General features: G+C 71.9%; 19 protein-coding genes, 2 tRNA genes and 1 other RNA gene. 7 read left to right on the forward strand and 15 right to left on the reverse strand.

Translation table 11 applies throughout. From position 1 onward, the window contains the following. Nucleotides 1-83: 83 nt before the first annotated feature. Nucleotides 84-1112, reverse strand: coding sequence for an aspartate-semialdehyde dehydrogenase (locus B9B60_RS15875; RefSeq protein WP_159451238.1), 1029 nt, complete (start codon nucleotides 1110-1112; stop codon nucleotides 84-86). 41 nt (nucleotides 1113-1153) lie between these two features. Then, complete coding sequence (locus tag B9B60_RS15880; protein WP_084452958.1) at nucleotides 1154-2428, reverse strand: aspartate kinase; 1275 nt, start codon at nucleotides 2426-2428, stop codon at nucleotides 1154-1156. A 131-nt stretch (nucleotides 2429-2559) separates the two neighbouring features. Between B9B60_RS15880 and B9B60_RS15885 the strand changes: the two genes are divergently transcribed. Then, nucleotides 2560-3471 carry an ABC transporter ATP-binding protein gene (locus B9B60_RS15885; protein WP_084453029.1) on the forward strand — a complete coding sequence of 304 codons (912 nt, stop codon included), beginning with the start codon at nucleotides 2560-2562 and terminating at the stop codon, nucleotides 3469-3471. Beyond that, on the forward strand, nucleotides 3468-4499 hold the full coding sequence (locus B9B60_RS15890) for an ABC transporter permease (RefSeq protein ID WP_084452960.1): 1032 nt from the start codon (nucleotides 3468-3470) through the stop codon (nucleotides 4497-4499). The genes B9B60_RS15885 and B9B60_RS15890 overlap by 4 nt, the downstream gene beginning before the upstream one ends. A gap of 54 nt (nucleotides 4500-4553) precedes the next feature. Here the strand turns inward: B9B60_RS15890 and B9B60_RS15895 are convergent, their stop codons facing one another. From B9B60_RS15895 to B9B60_RS15925, 7 genes are all read right to left on the reverse strand, one after another. Then, nucleotides 4554-5114, reverse strand: coding sequence for a DUF5063 domain-containing protein (locus B9B60_RS15895; protein ID WP_084452962.1), 561 nt, complete (start codon nucleotides 5112-5114; stop codon nucleotides 4554-4556). Beyond that, entirely contained in the window at nucleotides 5107-5706 is a 600-nt protein-coding gene (recR, locus tag B9B60_RS15900) for a recombination mediator RecR (RefSeq protein ID WP_084452964.1), read from the reverse strand. The genes B9B60_RS15895 and recR overlap by 8 nt, the downstream gene beginning before the upstream one ends. A 59-nt stretch (nucleotides 5707-5765) precedes the next feature. Next, a complete protein-coding gene (locus tag B9B60_RS15905; protein WP_084452966.1) occupies nucleotides 5766-7925 on the reverse strand; it encodes a DNA polymerase III subunit gamma and tau in 2160 nt (719 codons plus the stop codon). Nucleotides 7926-7993: 68 nt separating this feature from the next. Further along, the gene (locus B9B60_RS15910) at nucleotides 7994-8563 is read right to left on the reverse strand and encodes an NADPH-dependent FMN reductase (protein WP_084452968.1); all 570 of its coding nucleotides are present in this window, start codon (nucleotides 8561-8563) and stop codon (nucleotides 7994-7996) included. 67 nt (nucleotides 8564-8630) lie between these two features. Next, nucleotides 8631-9893 (reverse strand): hypothetical protein, encoded by a 1263-nt coding sequence (locus B9B60_RS15915; RefSeq protein WP_084452970.1) that lies wholly within the window; start codon nucleotides 9891-9893, stop codon nucleotides 8631-8633. A 136-nt stretch (nucleotides 9894-10029) separates the two neighbouring features. Continuing rightward, nucleotides 10030-10126: signal recognition particle sRNA small type (gene ffs / locus B9B60_RS15920), an RNA gene on the reverse strand. Nucleotides 10127-10218: 92 nt separating this feature from the next. Beyond that, a tRNA-Ser gene (locus B9B60_RS15925) sits at nucleotides 10219-10306 on the reverse strand. A gap of 84 nt (nucleotides 10307-10390) precedes the next feature. On the opposite strand from B9B60_RS15925, the gene B9B60_RS15930 reads away from it, so the two are divergent. Further along, entirely contained in the window at nucleotides 10391-10855 is a 465-nt protein-coding gene (locus B9B60_RS15930; protein ID WP_084452972.1) for a DUF3817 domain-containing protein, read from the forward strand. On the opposite strand, the gene B9B60_RS17245 is transcribed toward B9B60_RS15930, so the two are convergent. The 3 genes from B9B60_RS17245 to B9B60_RS15945 form a co-directional block, all read right to left on the reverse strand. Then, complete coding sequence (locus B9B60_RS17245; protein ID WP_159451239.1) at nucleotides 10809-11312, reverse strand: hypothetical protein; 504 nt, start codon at nucleotides 11310-11312, stop codon at nucleotides 10809-10811. The two genes, B9B60_RS15930 and B9B60_RS17245, sit on opposite strands and share 47 nt — an antisense overlap. After that, on the reverse strand, nucleotides 11245-12507 hold the full coding sequence (locus B9B60_RS15940; protein ID WP_084452976.1) for a hypothetical protein: 1263 nt from the start codon (nucleotides 12505-12507) through the stop codon (nucleotides 11245-11247). The genes B9B60_RS17245 and B9B60_RS15940 overlap by 68 nt, the downstream gene beginning before the upstream one ends. Nucleotides 12508-12830: 323 nt before the next feature. Next, on the reverse strand, nucleotides 12831-14390 hold the full coding sequence (locus tag B9B60_RS15945; protein ID WP_084452978.1) for a helicase HerA-like domain-containing protein: 1560 nt from the start codon (nucleotides 14388-14390) through the stop codon (nucleotides 12831-12833). A gap of 51 nt (nucleotides 14391-14441) precedes the next feature. On the opposite strand from B9B60_RS15945, the gene B9B60_RS15950 reads away from it, so the two are divergent. Further along, complete coding sequence (locus B9B60_RS15950) at nucleotides 14442-14741, forward strand: hypothetical protein (RefSeq protein ID WP_072625538.1); 300 nt, start codon at nucleotides 14442-14444, stop codon at nucleotides 14739-14741. A 9-nt stretch (nucleotides 14742-14750) separates the two neighbouring features. Beyond that, on the forward strand, nucleotides 14751-15251 hold the full coding sequence (locus tag B9B60_RS15955; protein WP_084452981.1) for a LytR C-terminal domain-containing protein: 501 nt from the start codon (nucleotides 14751-14753) through the stop codon (nucleotides 15249-15251). A gap of 24 nt (nucleotides 15252-15275) precedes the next feature. On the opposite strand, the gene B9B60_RS15960 is transcribed toward B9B60_RS15955, so the two are convergent. The 3 genes from B9B60_RS15960 to B9B60_RS15970 all read right to left on the reverse strand — a co-directional run bounded on the left by B9B60_RS15960 (nucleotide 15276) and on the right by B9B60_RS15970 (nucleotide 16302). Then, nucleotides 15276-15629, reverse strand: coding sequence for a hypothetical protein (locus B9B60_RS15960; protein ID WP_084452983.1), 354 nt, complete (start codon nucleotides 15627-15629; stop codon nucleotides 15276-15278). 73 nt (nucleotides 15630-15702) lie between these two features. Then, nucleotides 15703-15792: transfer RNA gene (locus B9B60_RS15965), tRNA-Ser, on the reverse strand. 63 nt (nucleotides 15793-15855) lie between these two features. After that, nucleotides 15856-16302 (reverse strand): nucleoside deaminase, encoded by a 447-nt coding sequence (locus B9B60_RS15970; protein ID WP_084452985.1) that lies wholly within the window; start codon nucleotides 16300-16302, stop codon nucleotides 15856-15858. Between the two features lie 81 nt (nucleotides 16303-16383). On the opposite strand from B9B60_RS15970, the gene upp reads away from it, so the two are divergent. Then, nucleotides 16384-17022, forward strand: a complete 639-nt coding sequence (gene upp / locus B9B60_RS15975) for a uracil phosphoribosyltransferase (RefSeq protein WP_084452987.1) — start codon at nucleotides 16384-16386, stop codon at nucleotides 17020-17022. A 91-nt stretch (nucleotides 17023-17113) separates the two neighbouring features. Continuing rightward, nucleotides 17114-17287, forward strand: coding sequence for a hypothetical protein (locus B9B60_RS17360; protein ID WP_164513600.1), 174 nt, complete (start codon nucleotides 17114-17116; stop codon nucleotides 17285-17287). Nucleotides 17288-17289 lie beyond the last annotated feature (2 nt).

Here is a 17289-nt window from a genome sequence, read left to right on the forward strand (position 1 = left end):
GCGCCAATGGCCCCTCACCATGGTCGACATCCTGGGTGACGAGTGGGTTGCGTGCCGGTCACCAATCGGTGACTCCGGCGACGTCAGCGCAGCTGCGCGCCGACCAGCTCCGCGACGAGGAGCATCGCGCTGGCCCCGCGCCGGGTGGTGTCGGCACTGACGAACATGTCGACGTGGTGGCCGGCCCCCTTCGGCTGGCGGATGCGGCCGACGAAGCGCGGGTCGACGCCGACGCTGTCGACCGGGGTCGGGACCTCGCCGGTCTCCTCGTCGAGGTGGACGAGCGAAGGCGCCGCGACGCAGGCGGCGCGGACCTTGTCGATGGCGACCGGCCGGGCGCAGCGGGCGTGCAGGGCCATGGAGTGGGCGAGGACGACCGGCACCTGCACGAGGGTCGCGACCACGGGGACGCTCTCGGCCAGACCGAGGACCTTGCGCACCTCGTCGCCGACGGACAGCTCGGCCGAGGTGAAGCCGCCCTCGCCGGGCTGCCCCACCCAGGGGATGACGTTGAGCGCCAGGGGCGCAGGGAAGGGCGATCCGACGGGCAGGTCGGAGACCGCGGCCCGCACGTCGCCGGGGTGCTGGCCGATGCTCGGGTCGCCGGCCACGGTGTGCAGCTCCTCGCGCAGGCGCGCGACGCCCCGGTCGGACTTCGAGACGGCGGCGATCAGGCCGGTGACGACGAGGTGCTGCAGCTCCCAGCCCTGGTGCAGGACGTAGGCCGCGTCGATGAGGCCCCACGTCACGGGACCGGGCAGGGCCACGATCCCCTTGGGGCGCTCGGCGACGAGGTGGGAGTTGATGCCCGGGACGACGAGCGGGACGTCGGGGTCGCTGCGGAAGGCAGCGCTGGCATCGACGACGACGGCGCCCGCGGCCACGGCGCGGGCCGCCCACTCGGGGGTGATCTCCGGAGCGAGGTTGAACAGCGCCACGTCGACCCCCGCGAAGGAGTCCTCGCGCAGCGAGTCGATCGTCTGCTCCTGCCCGCGGATGCTCAGGGTGCGGGTGCTCACCCCCGGCGCGAGGAGCCGGATCTCGCCCCACGTGTCCGCGCGCAAGGCGAGCGCGGAGGCGATCGCCTCCGCGAAGCGTCCCGTCGCCCCCACCAGGGCCAGGGTCGGCCCGGTGGACGGCGACGGGTTGGGGCTCACCTGCCGGTGCCGGCGTAGACGATGGCCTCGCCGTCCTCGGAGTCGAGACCGAAGGCGGTGTGCACGGCCTCCAGGGCCTCGGCCAGCTGGTCGGCGCGGGTGACCACGGAGACGCGGATCTCCGACGTCGAGATCATCTCGATGTTGATGCCTGCATCGGCGAGCGCCCGGAAGAGGGTCGCCGAGACGCCCGGGTTGGTGCGCATGCCGGCGCCGACGAGCGAGAGCTTGCCGATCTGGTCGTCGTACTGGATCGACTCGAAGCCGACCTCGTCCTTGGTGCGCATGAGCGCCTCGACCGCCATCTGGCCGTCGGCCATCGGGAGGGTGAAGGAGATGTCGGTGCGGCCGGTGTCGGCCTCGGACACGTTTTGCACGATCATGTCGATGTTGACCTGGGCCTCGGCGACCGTGGTGAAGATCTGCCCGGCGCGGCCGGGCTGGTCGGGCACGCCGACGACGGTGATCTTGGCCTCGCTGCTGTCGTGGGCGACGCCCGCGATGATCGGGTCTTCCATGTCCTCGGCTCCTTCAGGGTCGGGGGGCAGGACCCACGTGCCCTCCTTCGAGGAGAAGGACGAACGCACGTGGATGGGGATGTTGAATCGGCGGGCGTACTCGACGCACCGCAGGTGCAGGACCTTGGCGCCGCTCGCGGCGAGCTCGAGCATCTCGTCGTGGGAGATGCGGTCGATCTTGTGTGCCTTGGGCGCGATGCGCGGGTCGGCGGTGAAGATGCCGTCGACGTCGGTGTAGATCTCGCAGACGTCGGCCTCGAGGGCCGCGGCGAGCGCGACCGCCGTGGTGTCGGAGCCACCGCGCCCGAGCGTGGTGATCTCCTTGGTCCCCTGGCTGACGCCCTGGAACCCGGCGACGATGACGATGTGCTTCTTGCCGAGGGCCTCGGTGATCCGGCCCGGGGTGACGTCGATGATCTTCGCCTTGCCGTGGGCGGCGTCGGTGATGACCCCCGCCTGGCTGCCGGTGAAGGAGCGCACGCTGTGCCCCAGGTCGGCGATGGCCATGGCGACGAGGGCCATCGACATGCGCTCGCCCGCGGTGAGGAGCATGTCCATCTCGCGCGGCGGGGGGACGGGGCTGACCTTTTCGGCGAGGTCGAGCAACTCGTCGGTCGTGTCACCCATGGCGGAGACGACGACGCAGACGTCGTTGCCCGCCTTCTTGGTCTCGACGATGCGGTGCGCGACGCGCTTGATGCTCTCGGCATCGGCGAGCGACGAACCGCCGTACTTCTGGACAACCAGGCTCACAGGAGAACTCCGTTGGGATCTCGCGGGTCCGGCCCGGGTCGGACCGGCACGACCCCTCGAGGATAACGACCGCGACCGGCGCACCCGAGTCGAGTCCATCTCCCAGACCCGGCGACGGCTACCTTGTGGTCATGACCACACAGGGGATCGTCGTCGAGCACGTGCGGCGCGCCTTCGGTCCCGTGCTGGCCGTCGACGACATGTCTCTCGTCGCGCGGCCGGGCGAGGTGACCGCCCTCATCGGCCCCAACGGCTCGGGCAAGACGACCCTGATGCTCATGCTCGCCAGCCTGCTGGTCCCCGACCACGGCGCCATCCGCATCGACGGCTTCGACCCGGTGACCCATCCGACGCAGGTGCGCTCGCGACTCGGGTGGATGCCCGACGGGTTCGGCACCTGGGACGTGCTGCGGGTGCGCGAGGTCCTCGAGATCGTCGCCGCCGCCTACAAGATCCCCTCGGCCACGGCACGCGAGCGCATCGACACGCTGCTGCGGACCGTGCACCTCGACGACCTCGCGGAGCGACCGGCGCGGGTGCTCAGCCGGGGCCAGAAGCAACGCCTCGGGTTGGCCCGCGCCCTCGTCCACGACCCGAGCGTCCTCGTGCTGGACGAGCCCGCCTCCGGCCTCGACCCCCGCTCCCGGATCGAGCTGCGCGACATCCTGCGGGGTCTCGCGGCGCAGGGCCGCACCGTCCTGGTGAGCAGCCACATCCTCACCGAGCTGCAGGAGATCGCCGACAACGCCGTCATCGTCGCCCGGGGCCGCAGCATCCAGAGCCAGGGCATCGCGGCACCCGCCGGCGCGCTCACCTACCGGATCACCGCCGGCAACCTCGCGGTCCTCGAGCGGGCTCTGCACGACCTCGGCCACCGCCCCGCCCGCGCCAACCGCGCCCTTGAGGTCGTGGTGCCCGACGAGATCGCGGCGACCGACCTGCTGCGCGCCCTGGTCACGGCCGACGTGCCCGTCACCGCCTTCGCCCCCGCCCAGGGTTCGCTCGAAGCCGCCTACCTCGCCGTCACGCAGGACCGCCTGTGAGTGTCTCCGGAGTCCTCACCGTCGCCCGCCTGGAGCTGATGCAGCGCTTCCGTGGGGCGCGCTGGTACATCGCCTTCCTGCTGTGGTTCACCTGCATCGCCGGCATCGCCGGGCTGACCTGGCTCGCGATGCGCGACAGCGACATGGTCCGGGGGCCGACGACCTTCGACGTGGTGCTCTTCTTCGTCCTGGGCCTCAGCCTGCTCGTCATGCCGGCCCTCACCGCGACCTCGGTCAACGGCGACCGTGATGCCGGGGTGCTCGCCACGCTGCAGACGACGCTGCTCACGCCGACCGACATCATCATCGGCAAGCTGCTCGCCTCGCTCGTCATGGCCACGACCTTCCTGGCCCTGGCCGCCCCCTTCCTCGTCCTGGCGCTCTTCCAGGGCGGGGTGGGACTTCTCGGCGTGGCCCGGGTGCTCGTCGTCCTGGGCGTCATCCTGCTGACCGTCTGCGCGATCGGGCTGATGTTCTCCACGCTCGTCGCCCGCCCCGTCGGGTCGGCCGTCCTGACCTACCTCACCGTCGCCGGACTGTCCTTCCTCACACTCATCCTCTTCGCGATGACGACGCCGCTCGTGGCCCGGGACGAGCAGGTCCGGGTCCACGGCGTCGAGGACTACACGACCTCGCAGGCGTGCACGACCTACACCGACACCCGCCGGGTCGTGCGCACCGACCGCAACTGGTGGCTCCTCGGCGTCAACCCCTTCGTCATCGTCGCGGACGCGGCGCCGCACGGGCCCGACGGCCCGGCCGACACGACCAGTGCCGGGTTCACCCCGCTGCGCTGGATCGCCTACGGCACCCGCCTGGCCAAGGCCGGCCCCCCGGAGGTGCACGACGAGTGCTGGTCCGACGACGAGGACACCTCGGACTCGAGCGCACGGGTGCGCGAGGAGTTCCCCGCATGGCCCATGGGCCTGGGTGTCTACGTGCTCGCGGGGGCGGGCGCCACGGCCGTCGCGATCCGCCGGGTGCGCACCCCGATCCGGCGCCTGCCGAGCGGCACCCGGGTCGCCTGACGTCGGCGACCACCCCGTCGGGCGAAGGGGGCTCCGCTCACCCGGTCGAGCCGGTCAGGAGTGCAGGGCGTCGAACTCCGCCTCGCCGACGACGTCGGCATCGGCATCGGCGTCGAGGCGGATGTGCGCGAGCAGGGTCTGCAGGACCCGCACGGCCATGGCCGCCCGGTCGCCCCAGTCGGCGAGGTAGCTGTACTGCCACCACCACAGGGCCTCGGTCGGTCGCCCCGCGTCGTGGTGCGCCAGGCCGTGGGCGAGCGCCGCGGCGACGACGGCCAGGTCGTTGCTCAGGGAGCCGCTCGTGGTCTCGGTCGAGGTGACCGGGTCGACGACGTCGGCGTAGTCGTCGACGCCCTCGAGGAGCTGGGCCAGCCCGGCGCGCAGCGGGTCCATCTCGGTGTCGGGGCCGGGGTCGCGCTCGAAGCGCTCCTCGAGCACGATGTCGGCGATCGCCCCGAGGCGGGCGCCGACGAGCTGGACCTGGCTGGTCGTGAGGAGCAGCAGCGGGATGGCGCTCTCGGGGGCGGCCCCGGAGGCGATCTCGGCGACGGTGCCCAGCCAAGCGCGGGCCTCGGCGGCGCACTCGTCGGCCAGGAGCGTGGTCTCGTCAGGCATTGAGCAGCTTCCTCCCTTCGAAGGCACGACCCAGCGTGACCTCGTCGGCGTACTCGAGGTCGCCGCCGACCGGCAGGCCGGAGGCGAGTCGGGTGACCTTGATGTCGAAGGGGGTGAGCAACCGCGCCGTGTAGGAGGCGGTGGCCTCCCCCTCGAGGTTGGGGTCGGTCGCGATGATGACCTCGCTCACCGTGCCATCGGACAGCCGCGACATCAGCTCGGTGAAGCGCAGGTCGTCGGGACCGACACCGTCCATCGGGCTGATCGCCCCGCCGAGGACGTGGTAGCGGCCACGGAACTCGCGCGTGCGCTCGATCGCCACGACGTCCTTGGGCTCCTCGACGACGCAGATGGCGCTGGCGTCGCGGCGAGCGTCGGCGCAGATGCGGCACTGGGTGCCCTCGGCGACATTGCCGCAGGTCTCGCAGAAGGCCACCTTGTCCTTGACCTCGCTGAGGGTCTGGACGAGCCGCTGGACGTCCTGCGGGTCGGCCTGCAGCAGGTGGAAGGCGATCCGCTGGGCACTCTTGGGGCCGACCCCGGGGAGTCGCCCGAGCTCGTCGATCAGGTCCTGGACCACGCCTTCGTACACCCCTCGACCCTACGCCCCACGGGGGACGACGAGGGACACCGCGGTCGGTGCGCCGTGGGCTACTCCTCGCGGATGACGGTCCCGCCGAGGATCCGCTCGATGACGGCCGGGCCGGCATTGCCCGCCTCGACGATGTCCTCGTCGTCGTCACTGACCGACGAGTCGTCGGGCTCACGCGGCTCGGGTGTCGGCGCGACCGGCTCGGGCGCGGTCGCCCAGGCCGGAGCCGCGGCGGCCGAGGCCGCCGGGCTGCCCCACTCGGCCCCGGCGGGCCCACCGCTCGGTGCGGGGACCCCGACGTCGGCTGGTGGCGCGGCGGGCGCCTCGGGTGCGGGTGCGGAGGCGTCCATGGCGGGGTCTCCCCCACCGACCGGCCCGACCCCTGCGCCACCCGCAGGCCCCGTCGGGGCCGGCATCGTCGCCTGGGCACTGCCGCTGCGCTGCGGCGCCGCGCCGGAGTCGTGCGGCACACCCTCGACGCGGGCGTCGACGCCCAGGGTGTCGATGAGTGCCTGCCGCACGACCTCGGCGTGCGAGCCGTTGCGGAAGGCATTGGCCAGACCCACCGTCGCGATGCCCAGCACGAGCCGCTGCCCGTCGTAGGTGAGCACCTGGGCGTGCTCGGACAGGAAGGTCCACGTCGCCCGGCGCATCTGGTAGATCCGCCCGAGGACGTCGGGCCAGCTGCGGCGCAGGGCCTCGACGTCGATCCCCCCGGACGAAGGGGGCGACGCCGCCGGTGCCGTGGTCGCAGCCACGTCGTCGGCCTGGTCGGGCACGCTCGCCGCGGGCGGGGTCCCCGCGGGCGCAGCCGGCGGGGTCGCCTCAGGCGCGGCGGGGCTTGCGGCAGGCGCCGCGGGGGGCGTTGACGGGCTCGCAGGAGGCTCGGTCGTCTCCGACGGGGCCACCGGCGGCGTCGACCGGTCTCGCTCGACCGGCGCGGGCTCCGGCGCAGCAGCCGGGGGCTGGTCCGCCGACGGCGCGTGGTGCGTCGCAGGCGCCTGCCCGGTGGGGGCCTGCGGGACGGGGGCGCTCCCCCCTTCGCTCGTGGGGACGCCGCCGACCTCGAGGCGACGCTCGATGCGGTCCAGGCGGGCGCCGTAGCCCGACTCGCCACCGGCAGCGGGCAGCAGCACCCGGGCGGCGATGATCTCGAGCTGGACCCGGGGCGAGGTCGCACCGGTCATCTCGGTCAGGCCGGCGTTGATGATGTCGGCCGCCCGCGACAGGGAGGCCGGCCCGAAGGCGGCCGCCTGCTGACGCATCCGGTCGATCTGGTCACCCGGCAGCCCGCGCAGGATCGCCGCCGCCCCGTCGGGCGCCGCGGAGACGACGATGAGGTCGCGGAAGCGCTCGAGGAGGTCCTCGACGAAGCGCCGCGGGTCGAGCCCGGTCTCGATGACCGAGTCGATGACCCGGAAGACGCCGGCCGCGTCACCGGCTCCGAAGGAGGTGACGGCGTTGTCGAGCAGCTCGCCGTCGGTGAACCCGAGGAGCGCGGCCGCCCGCTCGTAGGTCAGGCCCTGCTCGTCGCTGCCGGCGATGAGCTGGTCGAGGACCGAGAGCGAGTCGCGCACTGACCCGCCGCCGGCCCGCACGACGAAGGAGAGCACGCCCGGCTCGACCTGCACACCCTCGGCTTCGCACAGCTGCTGCATGTAGTCCTGCAGCCGAGCCGGCGGCACGAGGCGGAAGGGGTAGTGGTGGGTCCGCGAGCGGATGGTCCCGATGACCTTTTCGGGCTCGGTCGTGGCGAAGACGAACTTCACGTGCTCGGGCGGCTCCTCGACGATCTTGAGCAGGGCGTTGAAGCCCTGCGGCGTCACCATGTGCGCCTCGTCGATGATGTAGATCTTGTAGCGGCTCTGCGCCGGACCGAAGAAGGCCCGCTCGCGCAGGTCGCGGGCGTCGTCGACACCGCCGTGGCTCGCCGCGTCGATCTCGATGACGTCGACGGTGCCCGGGCCGCCACGGGCCAGGGCGGTGCACGAGTCGCACTCGCCGCACGGGGTCGGGGTGGGGCCCTGCTCGCAGTTGAGGCAGCGAGCGAGGATACGCGCGCTCGTCGTCTTGCCACAGCCGCGCGGCCCGGAGAAGAGGTAGGCGTGGTTGACCCGTCCCGAGCGCAGCGCCTGCATGAGCGGCTCGGTGACGTGCTCCTGCCCGATGACGTCGGCGAAGGACTCGGGGCGGTATCGACGGTACAGGGCGGTGCTCACGGCACGAGCCTACGTGCGGAGCACGACAGCGGCCTCCCCCGAGGGGAGGCCGCTGTGGATGCGCGGGATCAGGCGCGAAGGGAGGCGGTCGCCTCGGTGAGCCGCGTCAGCTGACGCAGGACGTTGCCGAGCTCCTTGGCCCGGCGCTCGGCCGGCGCGAAGACGTCGCCGTCCTCGCCCTGCTCGACCTCGAGCATCGTCGAGAAGGAGACCTGGCCGCGGACGACGTGCATCTGGGCGTTGGCGACGATCGTGCGCCAGTGCTCGACGGCTCGGACCCCGCAGTCGGCGCCGTAGGAGACCAGCGCGATGCCCTTGTGGCCCCACTCGGGGTAGAGGACGTCGAAGGCATTCTTCAGGGCCGCCGGCACGCCGTGGTTGTACTCCGGGGTGACGAAGACGAAGCCGTCGAACCCGTCGATCGTCTCGCTCCAACGGCGGGTCTTGGGGTTGTCGTACTGTCGCTTCGCCGCGCCCGGGACGGTCGGCTCGTTGAGCAGGTCGAGGTCGTAGTCGGCGAGGTCGACGAGCTCGTACTCGGCGTCGTCGCGGCCGGCGACCTGGTCCATGACCCAGTCGGCAACCTGTGCGCCGAAGCGGCCCGGGCGGGTGCTTCCGAGGACGATGGCGATCTTCATGTGACTCCTTGGGTCATCGGCACGGCGAAGGCCCGCCATCCCGGAGGATGATGGGCCCACCGTCAGGTCAGCTGCGGCGGCGGTCGTCGCGCACCTCGTCGACCTTATCGCGCACCTTGTCGAAGAAGCCCTTGCCCTGATCGGGCTGCGGGCGCTCCTCCGGCGCCAGGTGGCCGCGCTCGCGGCCGGGGTCGACCGGCGGTGCGGCCGGGTCCGCGGGGGGCACGTCGCCACGAGCCGGGTCGGCCGGCGGCACGTCGGCGGGCGGTGCCTGCCCGGTCGAGGACGAAGGGAGGTCCCCTCCCGTCGTCTCCGGGGCCGGCGTGGTGTCCGGGCGGGTCGGGTCGGACGACTCCCAGCCGCGTGCCGCATCGACGTCAGCCGGTGCGGGTGCGGCCGCGGGCGTCGCGCCGGCGGGCTCGTCCACCTGACCCGGACGAGCACCCTGGTCGTGGACCACCGGCTCGGCGCCGGCGTGGCGACCCGCGGGCTCCTCGACGGGCTGGGTGCCGGCCGGCGGCAGGGGCTCGTCGACAGCCGCGTGACGACCACCGGTCGGGTCGACCCCCGGCTCGGGGGCAGCGTGGGCTCGGGCATCCCCCACCGGGCGCGGGTCACCCGTGACGGGATCGCCCTCCGCGTAGGGGTCCTCGGACTCGATGACGCCGTCGCGGTAGCCGTCGCGGTTGTCGTCGACGAAGCCCTGGTCCCGGCCGCCACGGTCGTCAGCGCGCACCTCGTCGGCACGCACCTCGTCGGACCGCCGGTCATCAGCACGGTCATCGTGAGCACCTGCGGCAGCCGCGGTGGCCCCACCGGCACCGACGGCCGCGCCCCCGGCCACGGCCCCGGCCCCGGCCCCGGCGCCGGCGCCCCGGCGGTCGCGATCGAGGTCGCGGTCGGCGTCATCGATGCGGTTGCCGTGCTCGTCGGTCAGGACGTCGGGGTCCTTGGCATCGGCCTCACGCAGCTTGGCGTCGTAGGCCTGCTGGTCCTGCTGGGCGACCTCCGCCTGACCGGCGGCGGCCTCCTGCTTCTGCTCGGCCGCGATGCGGCGCTTCTCCGCCTCGGCGGCCTGGCGCTCGGCCTCCGCGGCCTGGCGGTCGGCCTCGGCCTTGGCCGCACGGGCGTCGGCGTCGCTGGCCTGCGCCGCGGCCTGGCTCTCGCGGGTCTGCCGCTCGCGCTCGGCGGCCTCCTGCCGCAGCTGCTCGGCCTCGGCACGCTCGCGCTCGACGCGCTTGGCCTTCGAGCCCCTGGCCAGTGCTGCGATGAGCCCGATGACGAGCAGCACCAGCAGGATCCCGACGATGATCCAGATCCAGGTGTCCATGATCCGCCTCCTTGAGTGGGGGGCGATCGCAGCCGCGACCGCTTGCACCCAACCTAGGGGGATATGCGACGCATGCCACTCGGGAGCGATCGCACATCTGCGATCTCCCGCGGCATTCCGGGGTCGTGAGCGCACAAAAAAGGACACCCCGCGCACCTGGAAGAGCTCGCCTACCCTTGCTGCATTCCTGCCCTGGGGGAGTTCGGTGAGGTACCACCACGCGGGGTGCCGATCGCCGAGTCTACGTGGCCCTGGCCCCGGACCAAAGTCGGGGTGGCGCCGTGACAGCGCAGAAGCCCCGGTCGTGAGGACCGGGGCTTCGCTCTGGCGGAGGATAGGGGATTCGAACCCCTGAGAGCTTTCACTCAACGCGCTTTCCAAGCGCGCGCACTAGGCCACTATGCGAATCCTCCGCGGGAGAGATTACCCGAGCGATCGGCTACCTCGAAATCGGGCGGATTTCACCCCTTCGACACCCGTCGGCGACGATGGTGGGCATGTCGTTGCCCTCTCCCCGCCGCCTCTACACGACCGTCGCGACCGCCGAGGCGGTGACGTGGACCCTGCTGCTCATCGGCATGTTCCTCAAGTACGTCACCGAGACCACGGAGCTCGGCGTGCGCATCGGCGGCATGCTCCACGGCATCGTCTTCATCGCCTACGTGCTCGTGACCGTCATCGTCTGGGTCGACCAGCGGTGGAGCACCAAGCACGGCCTCGTCGCGCTCGCGAGCGCCATCCCGCCGCTCGTCACGCTGTGGACCGAGCGGTGGCTCCAGCGCGAGGGCCAGCTCGGCGACTCCTGGCGACTGCGGACGAAGGGGGCCGCCTCCGGCCCCGTCGAGGGTCTGGTCTCCGGCGCCCTGCGCCGCCCCGGCCTCGCGGCGCTCGGCCTCGTCGTGGCCGTCGCGGTGCTCACCGCGATCGCGCTGGCTGTCGGCCCGCCGGTGGGCGGCGCCTGAGCCCTCTCCCGGTCAGGCGGAGCGCTGACTCTTCACCTCGCCGACGGGCGTGATGCGCTCGCCCTTCGAGCGGTAGTAGTCCGCCGCCAGCTCCTGCTGGAACTCCAGCGGCCCCACCCGTCGACATCATCGTCTTGACGACCTCCAGGTCGCTGTCGGCGAGGAGGATCTGCTGGGTCGCCGTGTCCATCCCGTTGAGCTCGATCCAGGCGTCCTCGGTGGTCGCCACGTGGCGGAGCACGTCCGATGAGGTGATCTCGCGCTCCCCCGCCCCGGGGAAGTGCGGGTAGGCGTCCGGGTCGGCGTTGATCATCGCCGCCTGTGCCTGCGCGGCCTGCGTCTTCATCTGCGAGATGTCGCCGTGGGTCAGGTCGATGACGACGTTGTGCTCACCGGTGGGCGAGACGTCCTCGTCGAGGTAGTTGCGGTTGTAGTTCCCCGCCTGGGAGGGGTCCACGCCCTCGAGCCGCATGTAGACGGCGCTCTTGTCCTCGATCATGTCGCCATTGGCGTCGAAGACGGTGACACCGCCGATCTGGGTCTCGTTCTGCACCTCGTTCCACTCCAGCGACGTCGTCCCGTCGGCGTGCGTGCGCTGGACCCCCGCCGGTGCTCCACTCCGCGAAGTTGCCGCCCGCGCTCCAGTCGCCGAGCGTCCCGGACGCACCCGCCGACTTCGAGACCCAGACGACCTGCAGGTCGGCGACGTCCACGACGCCCGGTGCGTCGACGGTCGGGGCCTCCCCGCCCTCGAGCAGGGTCAGGTAGGTCTCCCGGCCCTCGGGGGTCGACAGGTCGATGACGACCTCCTTGGCGGTGCCGGTGGAGACCTCGTTGGACCCACCGACCTTGACGTTGGCATCGGGCGTCCCGACCCCGACCTCCTGCGAGGCCCGCGAGAACTTCTCGTCCCCGACGAGGACGACCACCTGGTCGCCCTCCCCCTTCGACACCTCGACGTAGCCACCGACGCCGTTCTCCAGACCGCCCGAGGCCATGAGGCCACGGAAGCTGCCCGAGAGACCCAGCGTGGCGTAGAACTCCTCGTCGAAGCGCACGCTCGTGCCGGGCGGCCACGACTGCGGGTCCGTCGGGTCGATGCTCAGGGGGTCGACGCCCACGGGTGCCGTGACGGAGTAGCTGACCCGCGACCCGCCCCCGTCCTCGAGGGCGACGCCCGTGCCCTTCTTGCTCTCGCCCCCGACGGAGCCGACCACGGACGCCTCCGCGGTGACCGTCGTGGTCTGGACGCTGCGTCCCTCCGAGTCCACGGACTCCCGGGAGTTGCCCACGGTCGTGGCCGTCCCGGCCTCGATCTTGAAGGCGGACTTCTTGCCCTCGGCCGTGTCGGACGTGGTCACCGACCCGGGCTGACGCAGCTCACCGGGGTCGGTCTGGGGTCCGTCTCCGATGGCATTGGCCATGCTGCCGGCGGGCAGACCCCCGAAGGGAGAGCCTCCCCCGGCGGACATCCCACCGACGAGGTCGCGGAAGACGCCCGTCACCCCCGACAGGTCCGGGCGCGCTGTGGCGCTGCCGGAGGTGCGGGCCCCCACGAGGTTGTCGACCACGGAGGAGCCGCGGGATCCCCCTTCGCCGGAGCCGGTCCGCTGCTGGTCCGCCTGCTCGCGCAGGGCGTCGGCCCACGCCACGAGGGAGGCCCCGGTGCGGGCGATCGCCGGGCGCAGCTGGTCGGTGGGCCAGCAGGTGCTCCATGTCGGGGCCGCTCCACGCCTCCCGCAGAGTCCCCGAGACCACGCCGAGGGTCTCCCCGATCTGGCCCACCTGCTCGCCCTGGACGCGCAGCTGCCCGCTGATCTCGTCCAACCGCGCGGCATCCGCCCCGTGGGTGACGCCCGTCATGGCACTGCTCCTCACCCTCGCCGTTGTGTGTTGCAGGCAATCCTGTCAAGGGCCCGTGCCGCGGTCGATGGGGATCACTCCCCCGGTCGGTGACCGAGGGCGCCGGCCGGCCTCAGCGGCGACGCCGGCTGGTGCCGAAGAGCGAGCGCGTGATCTCGCGGCCGATGACCGTGCCCGCGGAGCGCAGTGCCGACTTGAAGGCGGAGCTGCCGACGACCTGCTCGACCAGGCCCGGCTTCTCCTTGGGCTGCTTGGGAGCCTTCGGCGCCTTGGCCTGCTGCGGGGCAGCGCCCTCCCCCTTCGGCTCGTCCTCCGCAGGAGCGGCCTGGAGCTTGGCCGAGAGCTTTTCGTAGGCGGACTCTCGGTCGAGCGCCTCGGAGTACCTCGGGGCGAGGGGCGAGGCAGTGGTGGTCTGCTCGAGCAGCTCCGGCGCCGAGGGCGCCATGAGCGACTGGGGCGCGCGCATCATCGTGTGCGCAACGGGGGTCGGTGTGCCCTTGTCACCGAGGACGGTCACGACGGCCTCGCCCGTGCCGAGCTGGGTGAGCAGCTCCTCGAGGTCGTAGTCGGTGTGCGGGTAGGTCGTGACCGCCGCCTTGATCGCCTTGGCGTCCTCGGGGGTGAAGGCCCGCAGCTGGTGCTGCACCCGGTTGCCGAGCTGGGCGAGCACGTCGGCCGGCACGTCCTTGGGGCTCTGCGTCACGAAGAAGACGCCCACTCCCTTCGAGCGGATGAGCCGGACCGTCTGCTCGATGGCGTCCTGGAAGGGCTTGCTCGCCTCGTCGAAGAGCAGGTGCGCCTCGTCGAAGAAGAAGACGAGCTTCGGCTTGTCGACGTCACCGACCTCGGGCAGGTCCTGGAAGAGGTCGGCGAGCAGCCACATGAGGAAGGTCGAGAAGAGCTGGGGACGCTGCTGCACGGCGGGCAGCTCCAGGCAGCTCACGACTCCCCGGCCGTCGTCGGCGACCCGCAGCAGGTCAGCCGTGTCGAACTCCGGCTCGCCGAAGAAGACGTCGGCGCCCTGGTCCTCGAAGGCGATGAGCTGACGTAGGATCACGCCGGCCGTCGCGCTCGAGAGGCCACCGAGGGCCTTGAGCTCGGCCTTGCCCTCGTCGGAGACCAGGTGCTGGATCACCGCGCGCAGGTCCTTGAGATCGAGCAACGCCAGACCCTGCTTGTCGGCGAAGTGGAAGATCAGGCCCAGGCTCGACTCCTGGGTCGCGTTGAGGCCCAGGACCTTGCTCAGCAGGGTCGGACCGAAGCTCGTGATCGTCGTGCGGATCGGGACCCCCGTGCCCTGACCACCGAGGGTGAGGAACTCGGTCGGGTAGCCCGTGGCCTGCCAGTCCTGACCGACGGAGGCACTGCGCGAGGTGAGCTTTTCGCCCCCTTCGCCCGGGGTGGCGATGCCCGAGAGGTCACCCTTGATGTCCGCGAGGAAGACCGGCACGCCTGCAGCGGAGAGCTGCTCGGCCATGACCTGCAGGCTCTTGGTCTTGCCGGTGCCGGTGGCACCGGCGACCAGGCCGTGCTTGGTCAGGCTCGCCAGCGGCACCCGCACGGGGGCATCGGCATGGGGCTGGCCGTCGACGACGGTGGCGCCGAGCTCGACCGCCGGCGTCTCGAAGGCGTAGCCGGCGCGGATGGAGTCCAGGAGTGAAGAGTCGGTCACAAGCCGGAGCCTAGTGCGGTCACCGTCGGCGGCCCCTCTTATCGTGTCCGGGTGATCTTCCAGTCCGTCGGTGACACCCGCCCCTACCCCGCCCACGGGCGCTCGGCTCCTCGCGACTGGGCCGACGTCCCGCCCCGCGCGGTGCGCCTCGAGCAGCTGACGACGACCAAGAGCGCGCTCAACCTGCACGACCTGCTCGCCGATGACTCCACCTTCTACGGCGACCTCTTCCCCCACGTCGTCCTCTGGCGCGAACGCCACTACCTCGAGGACGGCCTGCACCGCGCCCTGCGTGCCGCGCTGCAGCAGCGCTCCACCCTGCACGCCCGGGTGCTCGAGCTCGACGACTGAGGACCGACCGTGAGCGACGGGGAGTACTACGGGGCCGGCAGCGGGGCCAGAGCCCGCCGGCAGCGGGCGATCATCACCGTCGTCGTCGTGCTCCTGCTGCTCTTCTTCTCCTTCTGGTACGCGATGTCCTACATCCGTGCCGCCGAGTCCGGCAGCGCCTCGGGCACCACGACGGACAACCGCCCGGCATGCACGACCTCGCCCCAGCAGGTCGAGGTCAACGTCTACAACGCGACCGACCGCGACGGTCTGGCCGCCCGGGTCGCCGCCCAGCTCAAGTCCCGCGGCTTCACCGTCAAGACGATCGCCAACGACCCGAAGAAGCGCACGATCACCGGCCGCGGCGAGCTGCGCTACGGCAGCAACAGCATGGCCGACGCCCAGCTCGTGCTGCGGCACACCGGCGACTTCCAGCGGATCAAGGACACCCGCCAGCGACGCACCGTCGACGTCGTCGTCGGACCGCAGTTCCGCCAGCTCGTCGACGAGAGCCGCGTCGCCGCCTGCTGACCGGTCACGTCGGCCGCTGACCGGTCAGGGGCGGGTCGTCGTCAGCTCGACCTTGTCGTCACCGACGACGTCGCAGGTGATCGTCGTGTCGACGATCTGGAAGCTGCTGCCCTGCGTGCACGTGCTCTCGACCCCACCGGCCTGGATGAGCGCCTCACCGCCCTGCGTCGCCGAGACGAGTCGGATGCGGTCGCGGGACCTCAGTCCGTCGTCCGTGTCGTAGGGCCGCGGGAAGTCGTAGAACTCATCGCCCTGGATCTTGATCGTGCAGGTGTTGTCGGTGTCGCACTTGGAGCTCCAGCGGTCGCAGGCACCGAGTGGGACCGCGAGCGCGGTGAGAGCGGCGGCGGACACGAGGGCACGGACGGGACGACGCATGGGCCCCAGACAACCAGACGTGCCGCAGACCGCCGCAGGCCCCACCCGGCATGGGGTGGGGCCCGCGGTCAGCTGGCGGTGGCGGTGGGATTTGAACCCACGGTCGGCGTCAACCGACAAACGCTTTCGAGGCGTTCTCCTTAGGCCGCTCGGACACGCCACCGCGGAGCACAATACAAGGTCGAGGCGGCCGGTCCCCAATCGGGCGAAGGGAGAGTGCCGTCACCTATCGTGGCGAGCCGTCGCGGCGGCCCTCGAAAAAGTCCAGGAGCAGGCGCGCGGCCTCCCCTTCGCGCACCCCGCCGACGACCTCGGCCCGGTGGGCCGACCGGCGATCGCGCACGACGTCCCACACCGACCCGCAGGCGCCCATCTTGGGGTCCCACGCCCCGAGGACCACGCGTGGGACGCGGCTGGCAACGACGGCACCGGCGCACATCGGGCACGGCTCGAGGGTGACGACGAGCGTGCACCCCGTGAGGCGCCACTCCCCCTTCGCCTCCGCCGCGGCGCGCATCGCCACGACCTCCGCGTGGCCGGTCGGGTCGCCGTCGCGCTCACGGGTGTTGCGCCCTTCGCCGATGATCACGCCGGCCGCGTCGACGACGAGCGCACCCACGGGGATGTCGCCGTCCGCGGCGGCCTCACGGGCCAGCTCGAGGGCCCGGTCCATCCACGCCTCCTCGACGGGGCGCTGCGGACGGGTGGGGTCGGGACTCACGGGGACAGTCTCCCGCACGGTAGTTTCGGCACCATGCGCGTCATCGTCGCGGACCACCCGCTCATCGCCCACAAGCTGACCTACCTGCGGCACAAGGGCACCGACAGCCCGACCTTCCGTCGGCTCGCCGACGAGCTCGTCACCCTGCTCGCCTACGAGGCGACGCGTGAGGTGCGCACCGAGCCCTTCGACATCGAGACCCCGGTGAGCGCGACGACGGGCATCAAGCTGTCGACGCCCAAGCCGCTCGTCGTGCCGATCCTGCGCGCCGGCCTGGGCATGCTCGAGGGCATGGTCCGGCTGCTGCCGACCGCCGAGGTGGGCTTCCTCGGCATGCTGCGCAACGAGGAGACCCTCGAGGCGGTGACCTACGCCAACCGCCTGCCCGACGACCTGTCCGGCCGACAGTGCTACGTCCTCGACCCGATGCTCGCCACCGGTGGGACGCTCGCGATGTCGATCCAGTACCTCGTCGACCGCGGCGCGGACGACATCACGGCCGTCACCCTCCTCGCCGCACCGGAGGGCATCGAGGGCATCGAGCGCGAGCTGGCCGACCTCGACGTGCCGGTGACCCTCGTGACCGGGGCGATCGACGAGCGGCTCAACGAGCAGGGCTACATCGTCCCCGGCCTCGGTGACGCCGGCGACCGGCTCTACGGCGTGGTCTGACCCGTCACACCCGTCACATCTGCAACACTGGGCAGGATTCGCGCCCGCCCGGGCGTCCATCTGCCTGCCTGACGACGGAAGAGAACGAGTCATGAACACGCCGCCGATCAAGAAGATCGTCCTCTGGCTGCTCACGATCTTCCTGCTCTACGCCATCCTCACGTCGCCGACCGAGGCCGCCAACATCGTCGGCTCCGCCTGGGACGTCATCGCCAACGGCGTGACCAACATCGGCCGCTTCTTCGACTCGCTCATCGCGAGGTAGCG

Source organism: Janibacter indicus, assembly GCF_900176385.1.
GTDB lineage: Bacteria > Actinomycetota > Actinomycetes > Actinomycetales > Dermatophilaceae > Janibacter > Janibacter indicus.